The sequence below is a fragment of the Vibrio sp. 10N.222.47.A9 genome (assembly GCF_963872585.1).
In the GTDB taxonomy this organism is placed as follows: Bacteria; Pseudomonadota; Gammaproteobacteria; order Enterobacterales; family Vibrionaceae; genus Vibrio; species Vibrio splendidus.
This window is the reverse complement of the sequence record NZ_CAWNBB010000037.1, coordinates 73679-87949: the sequence shown is the minus strand read 5'-3', so window position 1 is coordinate 87949 and position 14271 is coordinate 73679. Positions and strand designations below refer to the sequence as shown.

The following is a 14271-nucleotide window of genomic DNA, read 5'->3' as shown; positions in this document are numbered from 1 at the left end:
TGGTGTTGTAGCTAAAATCTTCGCTTAATAGCATTTAGATTTTTGCTCACTCTTCATTAGAAGAGCACGCATCTGAAAAGGGAAGCTTCGGCTTCCCTTTTGTTATTTATAGAGAAACATTCCTTTACCGCGCAATACTCCATACCTCCCCAAGTTCCTTTTTAATATATTCCGATTATTTTCCCAACACTACTTGCATACTAAAACGTGATCTGTATAATGCATCGCACTGGCTAACGCCGGTTTGTGAACCAATGAGCACTGAGGAGTAGGTCTTACCTAGTAATGTATACTCAGCTTATGTTCGCGGTTAATAAAAATAGTAAACTTCGTGTTTACTTCAAAAGTTAACTGACAATGCGTCCTGATTTTGGATGCTACGGTTTCACATAAATCAATCGGCATTCTCTCGTTATTTCGAGCTTGAGTGGCGATATTGTTTGTGTAATTTTTAATAATTGGAGCTCTGTCTCATGCAGAACCAACGTATTCGTATCCGCCTTAAAGCGTTTGATTACAAGTTAATCGATGCTTCAACTGCGGAAATCGTTGAAACAGCAAAACGTACTGGCGCACAGGTTCGTGGTCCTATTCCACTTCCTACTCGTAAAGAGCGTTTCACTGTTCTTACCTCTCCACACGTCAACAAAGATGCACGTGACCAGTACGAAATTCGTACTCACAAGCGTTTGATCGACATCGTTGAGCCAACAGATAAAACTGTTGATGCTCTAATGCGTCTTGATCTTGCAGCTGGCGTTGATGTTCAAATCAGCCTAGGTTAAGGGAGATAAGAATAATGATTGGTCTAGTCGGACGTAAAGTGGGTATGACCCGCGTATTTACTGAAGAAGGCGTTTCTATCCCAGTAACTGTTGTTGAGGTTGAAGCGAACCGTATTTCTCAAGTTAAAACTCTTGAGACAGACGGCTACGCAGCAATCCAAGTAACTACTGGTGCTAAGAAAGCTAACCGTGTAACTAAACCTGAAGCTGGTCACTTCGCGAAAGCGGGTGTAGAAGCAGGTCGCGGTCTTTGGGAATTCCGTTTAGAAAACGGCGAAGAGTTTGAAGTTGGCGCTGAGCTAAACGTAGAACTTTTCAACGAAATTAAAAAAGTAGACGTTACTGGTACATCTAAAGGTAAAGGCTTCCAAGGCGCTATCAAGCGTTGGAATTTCTCTACTCAAGATATGACTCACGGTAACTCTTTGTCTCACCGCGCACCGGGTTCAATTGGCCAATGTCAAACTCCAGGCCGCGTGTTTAAAGGCAAGAAAATGGCAGGTCACATGGGAGCTGAGCGTGTAACGACTCAAAACCTAGAGATCGTACGTGTTGACGCTGAGCGCAATCTACTCCTTATTAAAGGTGCAGTACCAGGCTCAACAGGCGGTAACGTGATCGTAAAACCTGCTGTTAAAGCATAACGTCTAGGAGTAAGTAATGGAATTGATGGTTAAAGGTGCTGATGCACTAACTGTTTCCGAGACTACTTTCGGACGTGACTTTAACGAAGCTCTAGTACACCAAGTAGTTGTTGCATATGCAGCAGGTGCTCGTCAAGGTACTCGTGCTCAAAAGACTCGTTCTGAAGTATCAGGCGGCGGTGCTAAGCCATGGCGCCAAAAAGGTACTGGCCGTGCACGTGCTGGTACAATTCGTAGCCCAATCTGGCGTACAGGTGGTGTTACTTTTGCTGCGAAACCACAAGATCACAGCCAAAAAGTAAACAAAAAAATGTACCGCGGTGCTATGAAGAGCATTCTGTCTGAGTTGATTCGTCAAGAGCGTCTAATCGTTGTTGATAACTTCTCTGTAGAAGCACCAAAAACAAAAGAACTTGTAGCTAAGCTTAAAGAGCTTGAGCTAAACGACGTTCTGATTGTGACTGGCGAAGTAGATGAAAATCTATTCTTAGCTGCTCGTAACCTATACAAAGTAGATGCACGTGATGTTGCTGGTGTTGATCCAGTATCACTAATCGCTTTCGACAAGGTTCTGATGACTGCTGACGCAGTTAAGCAAGTTGAGGAGATGCTAGCATGATCACTGAAGAGCGTATCTTAAAAGTTCTACGTGCTCCGCACATCTCTGAAAAAGCAACTATGGCAGCTGAGAAAGCGAACACTATCGTTTTCAAAGTAGCTAAAGATGCAACTAAGAAAGAGATCAAAGCAGCTGTAGAAAAGCTATTTGAAGTTGAAGTTAAGTCTGTAAATACTCTTGTATTAAAGGGTAAGACCAAACGTCAAGGTATGCGTGAAGGCCGTCGTTCAGACGTTAAGAAAGCCTACGTTACTTTGAAAGAAGGTCAAGATCTTGACTTCGTTGGCGGCGCGGAATAACAGGAGTAGTAAAAATGGCTATTGTTAAATGTAAGCCGACTTCCCCTGGTCGTCGTCACGTCGTTAAAGTTGTTAACGCTGACCTGCACAAGGGTAAGCCATACGCACCACTTTTAGAGAAAAACTCTAAGAACGGTGGTCGTAACAACAACGGTCGTATTACAGTACGTCACATCGGTGGTGGTCATAAACACCATTACCGTCTGATTGACTTCAAACGTACTAAAGATGGCATCCCAGCGAAAGTTGAGCGTCTAGAATACGATCCAAACCGTAGTGCTAACATCGCTCTAGTTCTGTACGCAGACGGTGAGCGTCGTTACATCATTGCACCTAAAGGTGTTAACGCAGGCGACCAGATTCAATCTGGCGTAGATGCTGCAATCAAAGCAGGTAACACTCTGCCGATGCGCAACATCCCAGTAGGTTCTACTGTACACTGTGTTGAACTTAAGCCTGGTAAAGGTGCACAACTAGCTCGTTCGGCTGGTGCTTATGCTCAAATCATCGCTCGCGATGGTGCATACGTAACTATCCGTCTACGTTCTGGTGAAATGCGCAAAGTACTTTCTGAAGGTCGTGCAACGATCGGTGAAGTTGGTAACTCTGAGCATATGCTACGTGAACTTGGTAAAGCTGGTGCTTCACGCTGGCGCGGCGTACGTCCAACCGTACGTGGTGTAGTAATGAACCCGGTGGATCACCCACATGGTGGTGGTGAAGGCCGCACATCTGGTGGTCGTCACCCAGTATCTCCTTGGGGCGTTCCTACTAAGGGCTTCAAGACTCGTAAGAATAAGCGCACTGACAAGTACATCGTACGTCGTCGCACTAAATAATTTATAAAGAGGAATCGCCATGCCACGTTCTCTCAAGAAAGGTCCTTTTATTGACCTACACTTGCTGAAGAAGGTAGAGAAAGCGGTGGAAAGCGGAGACAAAAAGCCTATTAAGACTTGGTCCCGTCGCTCAATGATCATCCCAACAATGATTGGTTTGACCATCGCTGTCCATAATGGTCGTCAGCACGTCCCTGTTTTCGTTACCGAAGAAATGATCGGTCACAAACTAGGCGAATTTGCACCAACTCGTACTTATCGCGGTCATGCTGCAGATAAGAAAGCTAAGAAGAAATAAGGAGTAGATGATGGAAGCTTTAGCTAAACATAACTTTGCTCGTATTTCTCCACAGAAAGCTCGCTTAGTTGCAGACCAAATTCGCGGTAAGTCGGTAGACCAGGCTCTAGAAATTCTAACTTTCAGCAACAAAAAAGCTGCTGTTTTAGTTAAGAAAGTTCTTGAGTCAGCTATCGCTAACGCGGAACATAACGAAGGTGCAGATATCGACGATCTAAATGTCGCTAAAATCTTCGTAGATGAGGGCCCTATCATGAAGCGTATTATGCCTCGTGCTAAAGGCCGTGCGGATCGTATCTTGAAGCGTTCAAGCCACATCACTATTGTTGTAGCAGATCGCTAAAGACTAGGAGAGTAAGCAATGGGTCAGAAAGTACATCCTAATGGTATTCGTCTTGGCATCGTCAAGCCTTGGAATGCTACATGGTTTGCTAATACCAACGAATTCGCTGACAACCTAGACGGCGACTTCAAGGTACGTCAGTTCCTTACCAAGGAACTACAAAAAGCATCATTATCTCGTATCGTTATCGAGCGTCCAGCGAAGAGCATCCGTGTGACTATTCACACAGCTCGTCCTGGCGTTGTTATCGGTAAGAAAGGTGAAGACGTAGAGAAGCTACGCGCAGCTGTAGCTAAAATCGCAGGTGTACCAGCGCAAATTAACATCGCTGAAGTACGTAAGCCTGAGCTAGATGGTCAGCTTGTAGCTGATAGCATCGCGTCTCAACTAGAGCGTCGTGTTATGTTCCGTCGTGCAATGAAGCGTGCGGTACAAAATGCTATGCGTCTAGGCGCTAAAGGCATCAAAGTACAAGTAGGCGGCCGTCTTGGCGGTGCTGAAATCGCACGTTCAGAGTGGTACCGTGAAGGCCGTGTGCCTCTACACACTCTACGTGCAGACATTGATTACGCAACTTCTTCGGCTCACACTCAATACGGTGTGATCGGCATTAAAGTTTGGATCTTCAAAGGTGAGATTCTAGGCGGTATGCCAGCTGCTAACGCAGTAGAGCCAAAAGGCGATAAGCCTAAGAAGCAGCGTAAAGGCCGTAAGTAAGGAGTCGAACGATGCTACAACCAAAACGTACTAAGTTCCGCAAGGTTATGACTGGTCGTAACCGTGGTCTAGCTAAAGGTACTGAAGTAAGCTTCGGCGAATTCGGTCTTAAAGCTGTTGGCCGTGGTCGTCTGACTGCACGTCAAATCGAAGCGGCACGTCGTGCTATGACACGTCACATTAAGCGTCAAGGTCAAATCTGGATCCGTGTTTTCCCAGACAAACCAATTACTGAAAAGCCTCTTGAAGTTCGTCAAGGTAAAGGTAAAGGTTCAGTTGCGTACTGGGTTGCTCAAATCCAACCAGGCAAAGTTATGTACGAGATGAATGGCGTACCTGAAGAGTTGGCACGTGAAGCGTTCCGCCTAGCGGCGCGTAAACTGCCTGTTAAAACTACTTTTGTAACTAAGCAGGTGATGTGATGAAAGCACAAGATCTACGCGAAAAGAACGTTGAAGAGCTTAACGCTGAGCTATTGAATTTGCTACGTGAACAGTTCAACTTGCGCATGCAAGCTGCAACTGGTCAACTTCAGCAAACTCATACTCTAAAAGCTGTACGCCGTGACATCGCACGTGTGAAAACTGTTTTGACTGAAAAGGCAGGCGCATAATGAGCGAAACTAACCGCATCCAGCAAGGCCGTGTAGTAAGTGACAAGATGGACAAGTCTATCGTTGTTGCTATTGAGCGTACTGTAAAACACCCAATTTACGGTAAGTTCATCAAACGCACGACTAAAGTACACGCACACGACGAAGACAACACTTGTGGCCTAGGCGACAAAGTTGAAATCGCTGAGTGTCGTCCTCTGTCTAAGACTAAGTCTTGGACATTGGTTAAAGTTCTAGAAAAAGCGAAGATTTAATCTTTGTAATTCTATAACTTATAAGCGGCTCCAAATTATTTTTTGGAGCCGCTTGTTTTTTGTCTACCCAATTTAAAAAAAGGGTGGTACAATTCGCGTCCCTTTTAAAGAGGCAGCCCGACCCGAGAGGGTCTAGTTTTAATATTTAGCGGAGCACTAACAATGATCCAGATGCAAAGTACACTTGACGCAGCAGATAACTCTGGCGCGCGCAAGGTAATGTGTATTAAGGTTCTGGGTGGCTCTCACCGCCGTTATGCACATATCGGTGACGTCATCAAGGTTACAGTGAAGGAAGCGATTCCTCGCGGTAAAGTAAAGAAAGGTGATGTTCTGAAGGCGGTAGTAGTGCGCACCCGTAAAGGCGTTCGTCGCCCAGACGGTTCTGTCATTCGCTTCGACAGTAATGCTTGTGTATTGTTAAATGACACTACTGAGCAACCAGTCGGCACACGTATCTTTGGTCCTGTGACTCGTGAACTTCGTAACGCGAAATTCATGAAGATTGTATCACTTGCACCTGAAGTTCTGTAAGGAGCGGCAACATGGCAGCTAAAATCCGTCGTAATGACGAAGTAATCATTCTTGCTGGTAAAGATAAAGGCAAGAAAGGTAAAGTAACTAAGGTTCTGACAACTGGTAAAGTTGTTGTTGAAGGCATCAATCTTGTTAAAAAACACCAAAAGCCGGTTCCGGCTCTAGGTCAACAAGGTGGCATCGTTGAACAAGAAGCAGCTATTGATGCTTCTAACGTTGCAGTCTTTAACGCGGCTACTGGTAAAGCAGACCGTATCGGTTTCCGTATCGAAGATGGCAAGAAAGTTCGTTTCTTCAAATCTAACGGCGAAACTGTTTCTAACTAATTAGAAGTAATTTGGAGTTCTACTATGGCGAAACTGCATGATTACTACAAGTCGTCTGTAGTCGCTGAGCTTACCAAAGAGTTCAGCTACACAAGCGTCATGCAAGTCCCTAGGATTGAGAAAATCACCCTAAACATGGGCGTTGGTGAAGCAATCAACGATAAGAAACTGCTAGAAAACGCAGCATCTGATATGGCAACGATCTCTGGTCAAAAGCCACTTATCACGAAAGCGCGTAAATCTGTAGCTGGTTTCAAAATTCGTGAAGGCTACCCAATTGGTTGTAAAGTAACCTTGCGTGGTGAGCGCATGTGGGAATTTTTAGAGCGTTTAATCTCTATCGCACTTCCACGTGTACGTGATTTCCGTGGTGTTAGCGCTAAGTCTTTTGACGGACGCGGTAACTACAGCATGGGCGTTCGCGAGCAAATCATCTTTCCGGAAATCGACTACGATAAAGTCGATCGCGTCCGCGGTCTTGATATTACTATCACGACATCTGCGGGATCCGATGAGGAAGGCCGAGCTCTGCTGGCTGCCTTTAACTTCCCATTCCGTAAGTAAGGGTAGGGTTACTGTTATGGCTAAACAATCAATGAAAGCACGTGAAGCTAAACGTGCAAAACTAGTAGTTAAGTTCGCTGAAAAGCGTTCTGCGCTAAAAGTTATCATTAGCGATGTAAACGCATCTGAAGAAGATCGTTGGAATGCGGTTCTTAAACTGCAATCTCTTCCACGTGATTCAAGTGCATCACGTCAGCGCAACCGTTGCAACCAAACTGGTCGTCCACACGGTTACCTACGTAAATTCGGTCTAAGCCGCATTAAGGTTCGTGAAGCTTGCATGAAAGGCGAGATTCCGGGTCTTCGTAAGGCTAGCTGGTAATTGCCACTTAATCATTTGGAGTAAATCTTATGAGCATGCAAGATCCGATTTCGGATATGCTGACCCGAGTTCGTAACGGTCAGGCAGCAAATAAAGTTGCTGTAAAAATGCCTTCTTCAAAGCTTAAAGTTGCAATTGCTGCATTACTTAAAGCTGAAGGTTACATCGTAGACTTCGCTGTTGACAGCGAAGTAAAACCTGAGCTAGAAGTTACTCTTAAGTACTTCCAAGCTAAACCTGTAATCGAGCAAATCAAGCGCGTATCACGTCCTGGTTTAAGAGTTTATAAAAATAAAGACTCTTTACCTACAGTGATGGGTGGTCTTGGTATTGCAGTTGTTTCTACTTCCAAGGGTCTGATGTCTGACCGTGCTGCTCGCAAAGCAGGTCTTGGCGGTGAAATCATCTGTTACGTAGCTTAAGGAGTAGATTATGTCTCGTGTTGCTAAAGCACCTGTCGCTATTCCAGCTGGCGTAGAGGTGAAACTAAACGGCCAAGAAGTTACTGTAAAAGGTAGCAAAGGTGAGCTTACTCGCGTTCTTAACAGCGCCGTAGTTATTGCACAGGAAGAAAACAACCTAACTTTCGGTCCGAAAGAAGGTGTTACTAACGCATGGGCACAGGCTGGTACAGCTCGCGCTCTAGTTAATAACATGGTTGTGGGTGTTACTCAGGGCTTCGTTAAGAAGTTAACTCTTAAAGGTGTTGGTTACCGTGCTGCTATCAAAGGCAACTCTGTAGGTCTAACACTAGGCTTTTCTCACCCAGTAGAGCACGCTCTACCTGAAGGTATTAAAGCTGAGTGCCCTAGCCAAACTGAGATCATTATTACTGGTTGCGATAAGCAAGTAGTAGGTCAAGTTGCGGCTGACATTCGTTCTTACCGTGCTCCTGAACCTTATAAAGGTAAAGGTGTTCGTTACGCAGATGAAAATGTGCGTACTAAAGAAGCTAAGAAGAAGTAAGGTATCACTATGGATAAGAAAGCATCTCGCATCCGTCGTGCTACACGTGCACGTCGTAAGATTGCAGAACTTGGCGCAACTCGCTTGGTAGTACACCGTACTCCTCGCCATGTTTACGCTCAAGTTATCTCGGCAAACGGCTCTGAGGTTATCGCAGCTGCTTCTACTGTAGAAAAAGCGATCCGTGAGCAAGTTAAGAACACTAGTAACGTTGATGCAGCTAAAGCAGTTGGTAAAGCTGTTGCTGAGCGCGCTCTTGAAAAAGGCGTAGCTACAGTTGCATTTGATCGTTCTGGTTTCCAATACCACGGTCGAGTAGCGGCGCTAGCAGATTCTGCTCGCGAAGCTGGTCTGAAATTCTAAGGTAGGGTTGGAAGATGGCTAAAGAACAACAACAAGCTAATGATTTGCAAGAAAAGCTGATCGCTGTTAACCGTGTATCTAAGACGGTTAAAGGTGGTCGAATCATGAGCTTTACTGCACTAACAGTAGTTGGTGACGGTAATGGTCGCGTAGGTTTCGGTTACGGCAAAGCTCGTGAAGTACCTGCTGCGATTCAAAAAGCAATGGAAAAAGCGCGTCGTAACATGGTTACTGTTGCGCTTAACGAAGGCACTCTTCACCACCCGGTGAAAGGTCGTCATTCGGGCTCTAAAGTTTACATGCAGCCAGCTGCTGAAGGTACAGGTGTTATTGCCGGTGGTGCAATGCGTGCCGTACTTGAAGTTGCAGGCGTACATAACGTACTTTCTAAAGCATACGGTTCAACGAACCCAATCAACGTTGTTCGCGCAACGATTGGTGCTCTAGTAGACGTTAAGTCACCAGAAATGGTTGCTGCTAAACGTGGTCTAACTGTTGAATCTATTTCGGAGTAAGAACACGATGGCAACTATTAAAGTAACTCAAACTAAAAGCTCAATTGGTCGCCTACCTAAGCACAAAGCGTGCCTTAAAGGTCTAGGTCTTCGTCGCATCAACCATACAGTAGAACTTGAAGATACACCGTGCGTACGCGGTATGATCAACAAGGTTTACTACATGGTTAAGATTGAGGAGTAATCAGAATGCGTTTGAATACTCTATCACCGGCTGCTGGCTCTAAACCTTCTAAGAAGCGTGTAGGTCGTGGTATCGGTTCTGGCCTTGGTAAAACAGGTGGCCGCGGTCACAAAGGTCAAAAGTCACGTTCTGGCGGCTCTGTTCGTCCAGGTTTTGAAGGCGGTCAAATGCCTCTAAAACAACGTCTACCTAAATTCGGTTTCACTTCTCGTAAGAGCCTAGTGTCTGCTGAAGTTCGTCTAGCTGAGCTAGCGAAAGTAACAGGTGACGTAGTTGATCTTAACAGCCTTAAAGCTGCTAACGTTATCACTAAGAACATCGAGTTTGTTAAGATCGTTCTTTCTGGTGACCTAAGCAAAGCTGTGACTGTTAAAGGTCTACGCGTGACTAAAGGCGCTAAAGCTGCAATCGAAGCTGCAGGCGGTAAAATCGAGGAATAATCTCGAGGAACGAGGTACAGATGGCTAAGAAACCAGGAAAAGATTTTCGTAGTGCTCAAAGCGGCTTAAGTGAACTAAAGTCGCGCTTATTATTCGTAATTGGTGCACTTTTAGTATTCCGAGCCGGCTCTTTTGTGCCGATCCCTGGTATTGACGCAGCTGTACTTGCCGATTTGTTCGATCAGCAAAAAGGTACCATCGTAGAAATGTTTAACATGTTCTCCGGTGGTGCTCTTGAGCGTGCATCTATATTAGCATTGGGTATCATGCCGTACATTTCGGCATCGATCGTAGTCCAATTGCTAACTGTAGTTCATCCAGCGTTAGCGGAACTCAAGAAAGAGGGTGAAGCAGGCCGTCGTAAGATAAGCCAATATACACGCTACGGCACGCTTGTACTTGCAACATTCCAAGCTATTGGTATCGCAACAGGCTTACCAAACATGGTCGACAATCTGGTTGTTATCAACCAAACCATGTTTACGCTTATTGCTACCGTGAGTTTAGTAACTGGTACCATGTTTTTGATGTGGTTAGGTGAACAAATCACTGAGCGAGGAATCGGTAATGGTATTTCCATTCTGATTTTTGCAGGTATTGTTGCTGGATTGCCTTCTGCAATCGGTCAAACAATCGAGCAAGCGCGTCAAGGTGAATTGCATGTGCTTCTTCTGTTGTTTATCGCGGTATTGTCTTTTGCTGTAATTTACTTCGTGGTTTTCATGGAGCGTGGTCAACGTCGTATCGTCGTTAACTATGCGAAGCGTCAACAAGGTCGTAAAGTGTTTGCAGCACAAAGTTCTCATTTGCCACTTAAGATTAATATGGCAGGTGTTATACCAGCGATTTTTGCATCAAGTATTATTTTGTTCCCAGGAACATTAGCGCAGTGGTTTGGTCAAAATGGTGAAAGCAGCGCGTTCGGTTGGTTAACTGACGTGTCATTAGCTCTTAGCCCAGGTCAACCGTTGTATGTAATGCTTTATGCAGCAGCTATAATCTTCTTCTGTTTCTTCTATACAGCGTTGGTGTTTAACCCACGTGAAACAGCTGATAACTTGAAGAAGTCTGGTGCATTCGTACCCGGTATCCGCCCAGGTGAGCAGACAGCGAAATATATCGATAAAGTGATGACTAGACTAACCCTTGCGGGCGCTCTATACATTACTTTTATATGTCTGATTCCTGAGTTCATGATGGTCGCGTGGAACGTTCGTTTCTACTTTGGCGGCACTTCCCTACTAATCGTAGTGGTTGTTATCATGGATTTCATGGCACAGGTACAGACTCATCTGATGTCACAACAGTATGATTCTGTGTTAAAGAAAGCGAATCTGAAAGGTTACGGCCGTTAATTCGGTAGTAATTATTTCGATTCCATTTACGGAGTTTAGCAATGAAAGTTCGTGCTTCCGTTAAAAAAATCTGCCGTAACTGTAAAGTTATCAAGCGTAACGGTGTCGTTCGCGTGATTTGCAGTGAGCCAAAGCATAAGCAACGCCAAGGCTAATCAGCAGAAATTTTTACTTGAAATACTAGGTAGAGTCGAGTATATTCCTCGGCCTACCTTTTGCGTGCAAAAGAAGTAGTATGCCGCAGCGTATCCATAACGGGCTTTGCTGCGGATAATTCTTTTATGAACCCCCTTAGGAGTGAATAATGGCCCGTATAGCCGGCATTAACATTCCTGATCATAAGCATTCTGTAATTGCACTTACTGCAATCTACGGTATTGGTAAAACTCGCTCTCAAGCTATTCTAGCTGAAGTGGGTATTGCTGAAGATGCTAAGATCAGTGAACTAACTGAAGAGCAGATCGATCAACTGCGTGATGGTGTAGCTAAATACACTGTAGAAGGTGATCTACGTCGTGAAGTATCGATGAACATCAAGCGTCTTATGGACCTTGGCTGTTACCGCGGTCTTCGTCATCGTCGCAGTCTACCACTACGTGGACAGCGTACTAAAACCAACGCTCGCACCCGTAAGGGTCCGCGCAAGCCGATCAAGAAATAGTCGGATAAGGTAGAGTACAATGGCAAAACAACCAACTCGCGCGCGTAAGCGCGTACGCAAGCAAGTAGCTGATGGCGTAGCGCACATTCATGCTTCTTTCAACAACACAATCGTAACTATCACTGACCGCCAAGGCAACGCTCTTGCATGGGCTACAGCAGGTGGTTCAGGTTTCCGTGGTTCTCGTAAATCTACTCCGTTCGCAGCACAAGTTGCAGCTGAGCGTTGTGGTGAAATGGCTAAAGAATATGGCCTAAAGAACTTGGAAGTTATGGTTAAGGGTCCAGGTCCAGGTCGCGAATCTACTGTTCGTGCACTGAACGCTGCTGGTTTCCGTATCACTAACATTGTTGATGCGACACCAATCCCTCATAACGGTTGTCGTCCACCTAAGAAACGTCGCGTTTAAGTTTCGTTTCTAGGAATATTGGAGAAAGATCATGGCAAGATATTTGGGTCCTAAGCTGAAGCTTAGCCGTCGCGAAGGTACTGACTTATTCCTTAAGTCTGGTGTCCGTGCGATCGATACCAAGTGTAAAATTGATAACGCACCAGGTGTACACGGCGCTCGTCGCGGTCGTCTATCTGAGTATGGCGTTCAGCTTCGTGAGAAGCAAAAAGTTCGTCGTATCTACGGCGTTCTAGAAAAACAATTCCGCAACTACTACAAAGAAGCTGCACGTCTTAAAGGCAACACAGGTGCAAACCTGCTTCAGCTTCTTGAAGGTCGTCTTGATAACGTAGTTTACCGTATGGGCTTTGGCGCTACTCGTGCTGAATCTCGTCAACTAGTTAGCCACAAGTCTGTTCTAGTTAACGGTAAAGTTGTAAACGTTCCTTCTTTCAAAGTAGCGGCTAACGACGTTGTTTCTATCCGCGAGAAAGCTAAACAGCAATCTCGTATTAAAGCGGCTCTAGAAGTTGCTGAACAACGTGAAAAGCCAACTTGGATTGAAGTAGATGCTAGCAAAATGGAAGGTACATTCAAGCGTATGCCTGAGCGTTCTGACCTATCAGCTGACATCAATGAACACTTGATCGTCGAACTTTACTCTAAGTAAGGTTAAAAAAAGAGAGGACACAATGCAGGGTTCTGTAACAGAATTTCTTAAGCCGCGTCTTGTTGACATTGAACAGATCAATACGACACACGCGAAAGTAACTCTTGAGCCATTAGAGCGCGGTTTCGGCCACACTCTAGGTAATGCTCTTCGCCGCATTCTTCTATCTTCTATGCCGGGTTGTGCCGTAACAGAAGTTGAAATTGAAGGTGTGCTACACGAATACAGCACTAAAGAAGGCGTTCAGGAAGATATCCTGGAAATCCTTCTAAACCTTAAAGGTTTAGCTGTACGCGTTGCTGAAGGCAAAGATGAAGTGTTTATTACACTGAACAAATCAGGCTCAGGCCCTGTTGTTGCAGGTGACATCACCCACGATGGTGATGTAGAGATCGCTAACCCTGAGCACGTAATTTGTCACCTAACGGATGACAATGCTGAGATCGCTATGCGTATCAAAGTAGAACGTGGTCGTGGTTACGTTCCAGCTTCAGCTCGTATCCATACTGAAGAAGATGAGCGTCCTATCGGTCGTCTATTAGTTGACGCTACTTACAGCCCGGTTGATAAAATCGCCTATGCTGTAGAAGCGGCACGTGTAGAACAACGTACTGATTTAGACAAGCTTGTTATCGATATGGAAACGAACGGTACTCTAGAACCTGAGGAAGCAATCCGTCGTGCAGCTACTATTTTAGCTGAACAACTGGATGCGTTCGTAGATCTTCGTGATGTACGTGTACCTGAGGAGAAGGAAGAGAAGCCAGAATTCGATCCTATCCTACTACGTCCTGTAGACGATCTTGAACTAACAGTTCGCTCTGCTAACTGTTTGAAAGCAGAAGCGATTCACTACATCGGTGATCTTGTACAGCGCACTGAGGTTGAGCTACTTAAAACGCCAAACCTTGGTAAGAAATCTCTTACAGAGATTAAAGATGTGCTTGCTTCACGTGGTCTTTCTCTAGGCATGCGCCTAGAAAACTGGCCACCAGCGTCAATCGCTGAAGATTAATCGAAAAGTTAGAAGGATTAGGTCATGCGCCATCGTAAAAGTGGTCGTCAACTCAACCGCAACAGCAGTCATCGCAAAGCGATGTTCAGCAACATGGCTAGCTCTCTTGTTCGTCACGAAGTTATTAAAACTACCGTGCCTAAAGCAAAAGAACTACGTCGCGTAATTGAGCCATTGATTACCCTAGCTAAGACAGACAGTGTTGCTAACCGTCGTCTTGCATTTGCTCGCACTCGTGATAACGAAGTTGTGGCAAAACTATTTAATGAACTAGGCCCGCGTTTCGCGGCTCGCCAAGGTGGTTACACTCGCATTCTTAAATGTGGTTTCCGTACTGGTGATAAAGCTCCAATGGCTTACATTGAGCTTGTAGACCGCCCAGCTGCTGAAGAAGCTGCTGAGTAATCTATACTAGATTCTTAATACAAAAAGCCGAGCATTAGCTCGGCTTTTTTTGTTTCTATCGAATCGAAAAATTGCACCACGATGTTTGGCATTTTTACTTGCCTGCTCTGCTCTATTTTTTAAAAATATCTCGTATCTCGTATCTC

Annotated in this window: 28 protein-coding genes; all 28 read left to right on the top strand. The window is 45.1% G+C overall.

Annotation, left to right across the window (positions count from 1 at the left end; genetic code table 11):
* Positions 1-473 precede the first annotated feature (473 nt).
* The 28 genes from rpsJ (at position 474) to rplQ (ending at position 14125) form a co-directional block, all read left to right on the top strand.
* Positions 474-785: a 30S ribosomal protein S10 gene (rpsJ, locus tag AACT19_RS11500; RefSeq protein WP_004736761.1), complete on the top strand. Its 312-nt coding sequence runs from the start codon at positions 474-476 to the stop codon at positions 783-785.
* Positions 786-799: 14 nt separating this feature from the next.
* Positions 800-1429: a 50S ribosomal protein L3 gene (gene rplC / locus AACT19_RS11495; protein ID WP_004736763.1), complete on the top strand. Its 630-nt coding sequence runs from the start codon at positions 800-802 to the stop codon at positions 1427-1429.
* Positions 1430-1445: 16 nt separating this feature from the next.
* The gene (rplD, locus tag AACT19_RS11490) at positions 1446-2048 is read left to right on the top strand and encodes a 50S ribosomal protein L4 (RefSeq protein WP_004736764.1); all 603 of its coding nucleotides are present in this window, start codon (positions 1446-1448) and stop codon (positions 2046-2048) included.
* Positions 2045-2347 (top strand): 50S ribosomal protein L23, encoded by a 303-nt coding sequence (gene rplW / locus AACT19_RS11485; RefSeq protein WP_004736765.1) that lies wholly within the window; start codon positions 2045-2047, stop codon positions 2345-2347. The genes rplD and rplW overlap by 4 nt, the downstream gene beginning before the upstream one ends.
* A gap of 14 nt (positions 2348-2361) precedes the next feature.
* Positions 2362-3186, top strand: coding sequence for a 50S ribosomal protein L2 (rplB, locus tag AACT19_RS11480; protein WP_017076297.1), 825 nt, complete (start codon positions 2362-2364; stop codon positions 3184-3186).
* 19 nt (positions 3187-3205) lie between these two features.
* Positions 3206-3484, top strand: coding sequence for a 30S ribosomal protein S19 (rpsS, locus tag AACT19_RS11475; RefSeq protein WP_004736729.1), 279 nt, complete (start codon positions 3206-3208; stop codon positions 3482-3484).
* A gap of 10 nt (positions 3485-3494) precedes the next feature.
* The gene (rplV, locus tag AACT19_RS11470; protein WP_004736732.1) at positions 3495-3827 is read left to right on the top strand and encodes a 50S ribosomal protein L22; all 333 of its coding nucleotides are present in this window, start codon (positions 3495-3497) and stop codon (positions 3825-3827) included.
* 18 nt (positions 3828-3845) lie between these two features.
* Positions 3846-4544: a 30S ribosomal protein S3 gene (gene rpsC, locus AACT19_RS11465; protein WP_004736734.1), complete on the top strand. Its 699-nt coding sequence runs from the start codon at positions 3846-3848 to the stop codon at positions 4542-4544.
* Between the two features lie 11 nt (positions 4545-4555).
* The gene (rplP, locus tag AACT19_RS11460; RefSeq protein WP_004736736.1) at positions 4556-4966 is read left to right on the top strand and encodes a 50S ribosomal protein L16; all 411 of its coding nucleotides are present in this window, start codon (positions 4556-4558) and stop codon (positions 4964-4966) included.
* Positions 4966-5157 carry a 50S ribosomal protein L29 gene (gene rpmC / locus AACT19_RS11455; RefSeq protein WP_004736737.1) on the top strand — a complete coding sequence of 64 codons (192 nt, stop codon included), beginning with the start codon at positions 4966-4968 and terminating at the stop codon, positions 5155-5157. Before rplP ends, rpmC begins: the two co-directional genes overlap by 1 nt.
* Positions 5157-5411, top strand: a complete 255-nt coding sequence (rpsQ, locus tag AACT19_RS11450) for a 30S ribosomal protein S17 (protein WP_004736739.1) — start codon at positions 5157-5159, stop codon at positions 5409-5411. Before rpmC ends, rpsQ begins: the two co-directional genes overlap by 1 nt.
* A 162-nt stretch (positions 5412-5573) precedes the next feature.
* A complete protein-coding gene (gene rplN / locus AACT19_RS11445; protein WP_004736740.1) occupies positions 5574-5945 on the top strand; it encodes a 50S ribosomal protein L14 in 372 nt (123 codons plus the stop codon).
* An 11-nt stretch (positions 5946-5956) separates the two neighbouring features.
* On the top strand, positions 5957-6274 hold the full coding sequence (gene rplX / locus AACT19_RS11440) for a 50S ribosomal protein L24 (RefSeq protein WP_004736742.1): 318 nt from the start codon (positions 5957-5959) through the stop codon (positions 6272-6274).
* 24 nt (positions 6275-6298) lie between these two features.
* Entirely contained in the window at positions 6299-6838 is a 540-nt protein-coding gene (gene rplE / locus AACT19_RS11435) for a 50S ribosomal protein L5 (RefSeq protein WP_004736744.1), read from the top strand.
* A 16-nt stretch (positions 6839-6854) separates the two neighbouring features.
* Entirely contained in the window at positions 6855-7160 is a 306-nt protein-coding gene (gene rpsN, locus AACT19_RS11430; protein ID WP_004736747.1) for a 30S ribosomal protein S14, read from the top strand.
* Between the two features lie 29 nt (positions 7161-7189).
* Positions 7190-7582: a 30S ribosomal protein S8 gene (rpsH, locus tag AACT19_RS11425; RefSeq protein WP_004736749.1), complete on the top strand. Its 393-nt coding sequence runs from the start codon at positions 7190-7192 to the stop codon at positions 7580-7582.
* Between the two features lie 10 nt (positions 7583-7592).
* Positions 7593-8126: a 50S ribosomal protein L6 gene (gene rplF, locus AACT19_RS11420; RefSeq protein WP_004736750.1), complete on the top strand. Its 534-nt coding sequence runs from the start codon at positions 7593-7595 to the stop codon at positions 8124-8126.
* Between the two features lie 9 nt (positions 8127-8135).
* Positions 8136-8489, top strand: a complete 354-nt coding sequence (rplR, locus tag AACT19_RS11415) for a 50S ribosomal protein L18 (RefSeq protein WP_004736752.1) — start codon at positions 8136-8138, stop codon at positions 8487-8489.
* Between the two features lie 14 nt (positions 8490-8503).
* Positions 8504-9004, top strand: coding sequence for a 30S ribosomal protein S5 (gene rpsE, locus AACT19_RS11410; RefSeq protein WP_004736754.1), 501 nt, complete (start codon positions 8504-8506; stop codon positions 9002-9004).
* A 7-nt stretch (positions 9005-9011) separates the two neighbouring features.
* Positions 9012-9188 carry a 50S ribosomal protein L30 gene (gene rpmD, locus AACT19_RS11405; protein ID WP_004736756.1) on the top strand — a complete coding sequence of 59 codons (177 nt, stop codon included), beginning with the start codon at positions 9012-9014 and terminating at the stop codon, positions 9186-9188.
* Between the two features lie 5 nt (positions 9189-9193).
* On the top strand, positions 9194-9628 hold the full coding sequence (rplO, locus tag AACT19_RS11400) for a 50S ribosomal protein L15 (RefSeq protein WP_004736758.1): 435 nt from the start codon (positions 9194-9196) through the stop codon (positions 9626-9628).
* A 20-nt stretch (positions 9629-9648) separates the two neighbouring features.
* On the top strand, positions 9649-10983 hold the full coding sequence (gene secY, locus AACT19_RS11395; protein ID WP_004736759.1) for a preprotein translocase subunit SecY: 1335 nt from the start codon (positions 9649-9651) through the stop codon (positions 10981-10983).
* A gap of 41 nt (positions 10984-11024) precedes the next feature.
* Positions 11025-11138, top strand: a complete 114-nt coding sequence (rpmJ, locus tag AACT19_RS11390; protein WP_000868186.1) for a 50S ribosomal protein L36 — start codon at positions 11025-11027, stop codon at positions 11136-11138.
* A 149-nt stretch (positions 11139-11287) separates the two neighbouring features.
* Positions 11288-11644, top strand: a complete 357-nt coding sequence (gene rpsM / locus AACT19_RS11385) for a 30S ribosomal protein S13 (protein ID WP_004738779.1) — start codon at positions 11288-11290, stop codon at positions 11642-11644.
* Between the two features lie 19 nt (positions 11645-11663).
* On the top strand, positions 11664-12053 hold the full coding sequence (gene rpsK / locus AACT19_RS11380; protein WP_004738778.1) for a 30S ribosomal protein S11: 390 nt from the start codon (positions 11664-11666) through the stop codon (positions 12051-12053).
* A 31-nt stretch (positions 12054-12084) separates the two neighbouring features.
* Positions 12085-12705, top strand: a complete 621-nt coding sequence (gene rpsD, locus AACT19_RS11375) for a 30S ribosomal protein S4 (RefSeq protein WP_004729814.1) — start codon at positions 12085-12087, stop codon at positions 12703-12705.
* 22 nt (positions 12706-12727) lie between these two features.
* The gene (locus tag AACT19_RS11370) at positions 12728-13720 is read left to right on the top strand and encodes a DNA-directed RNA polymerase subunit alpha (RefSeq protein ID WP_004729813.1); all 993 of its coding nucleotides are present in this window, start codon (positions 12728-12730) and stop codon (positions 13718-13720) included.
* Positions 13721-13744: 24 nt separating this feature from the next.
* Positions 13745-14125, top strand: a complete 381-nt coding sequence (gene rplQ / locus AACT19_RS11365) for a 50S ribosomal protein L17 (protein ID WP_004729812.1) — start codon at positions 13745-13747, stop codon at positions 14123-14125.
* Positions 14126-14271: the final 146 nt, after the last annotated feature.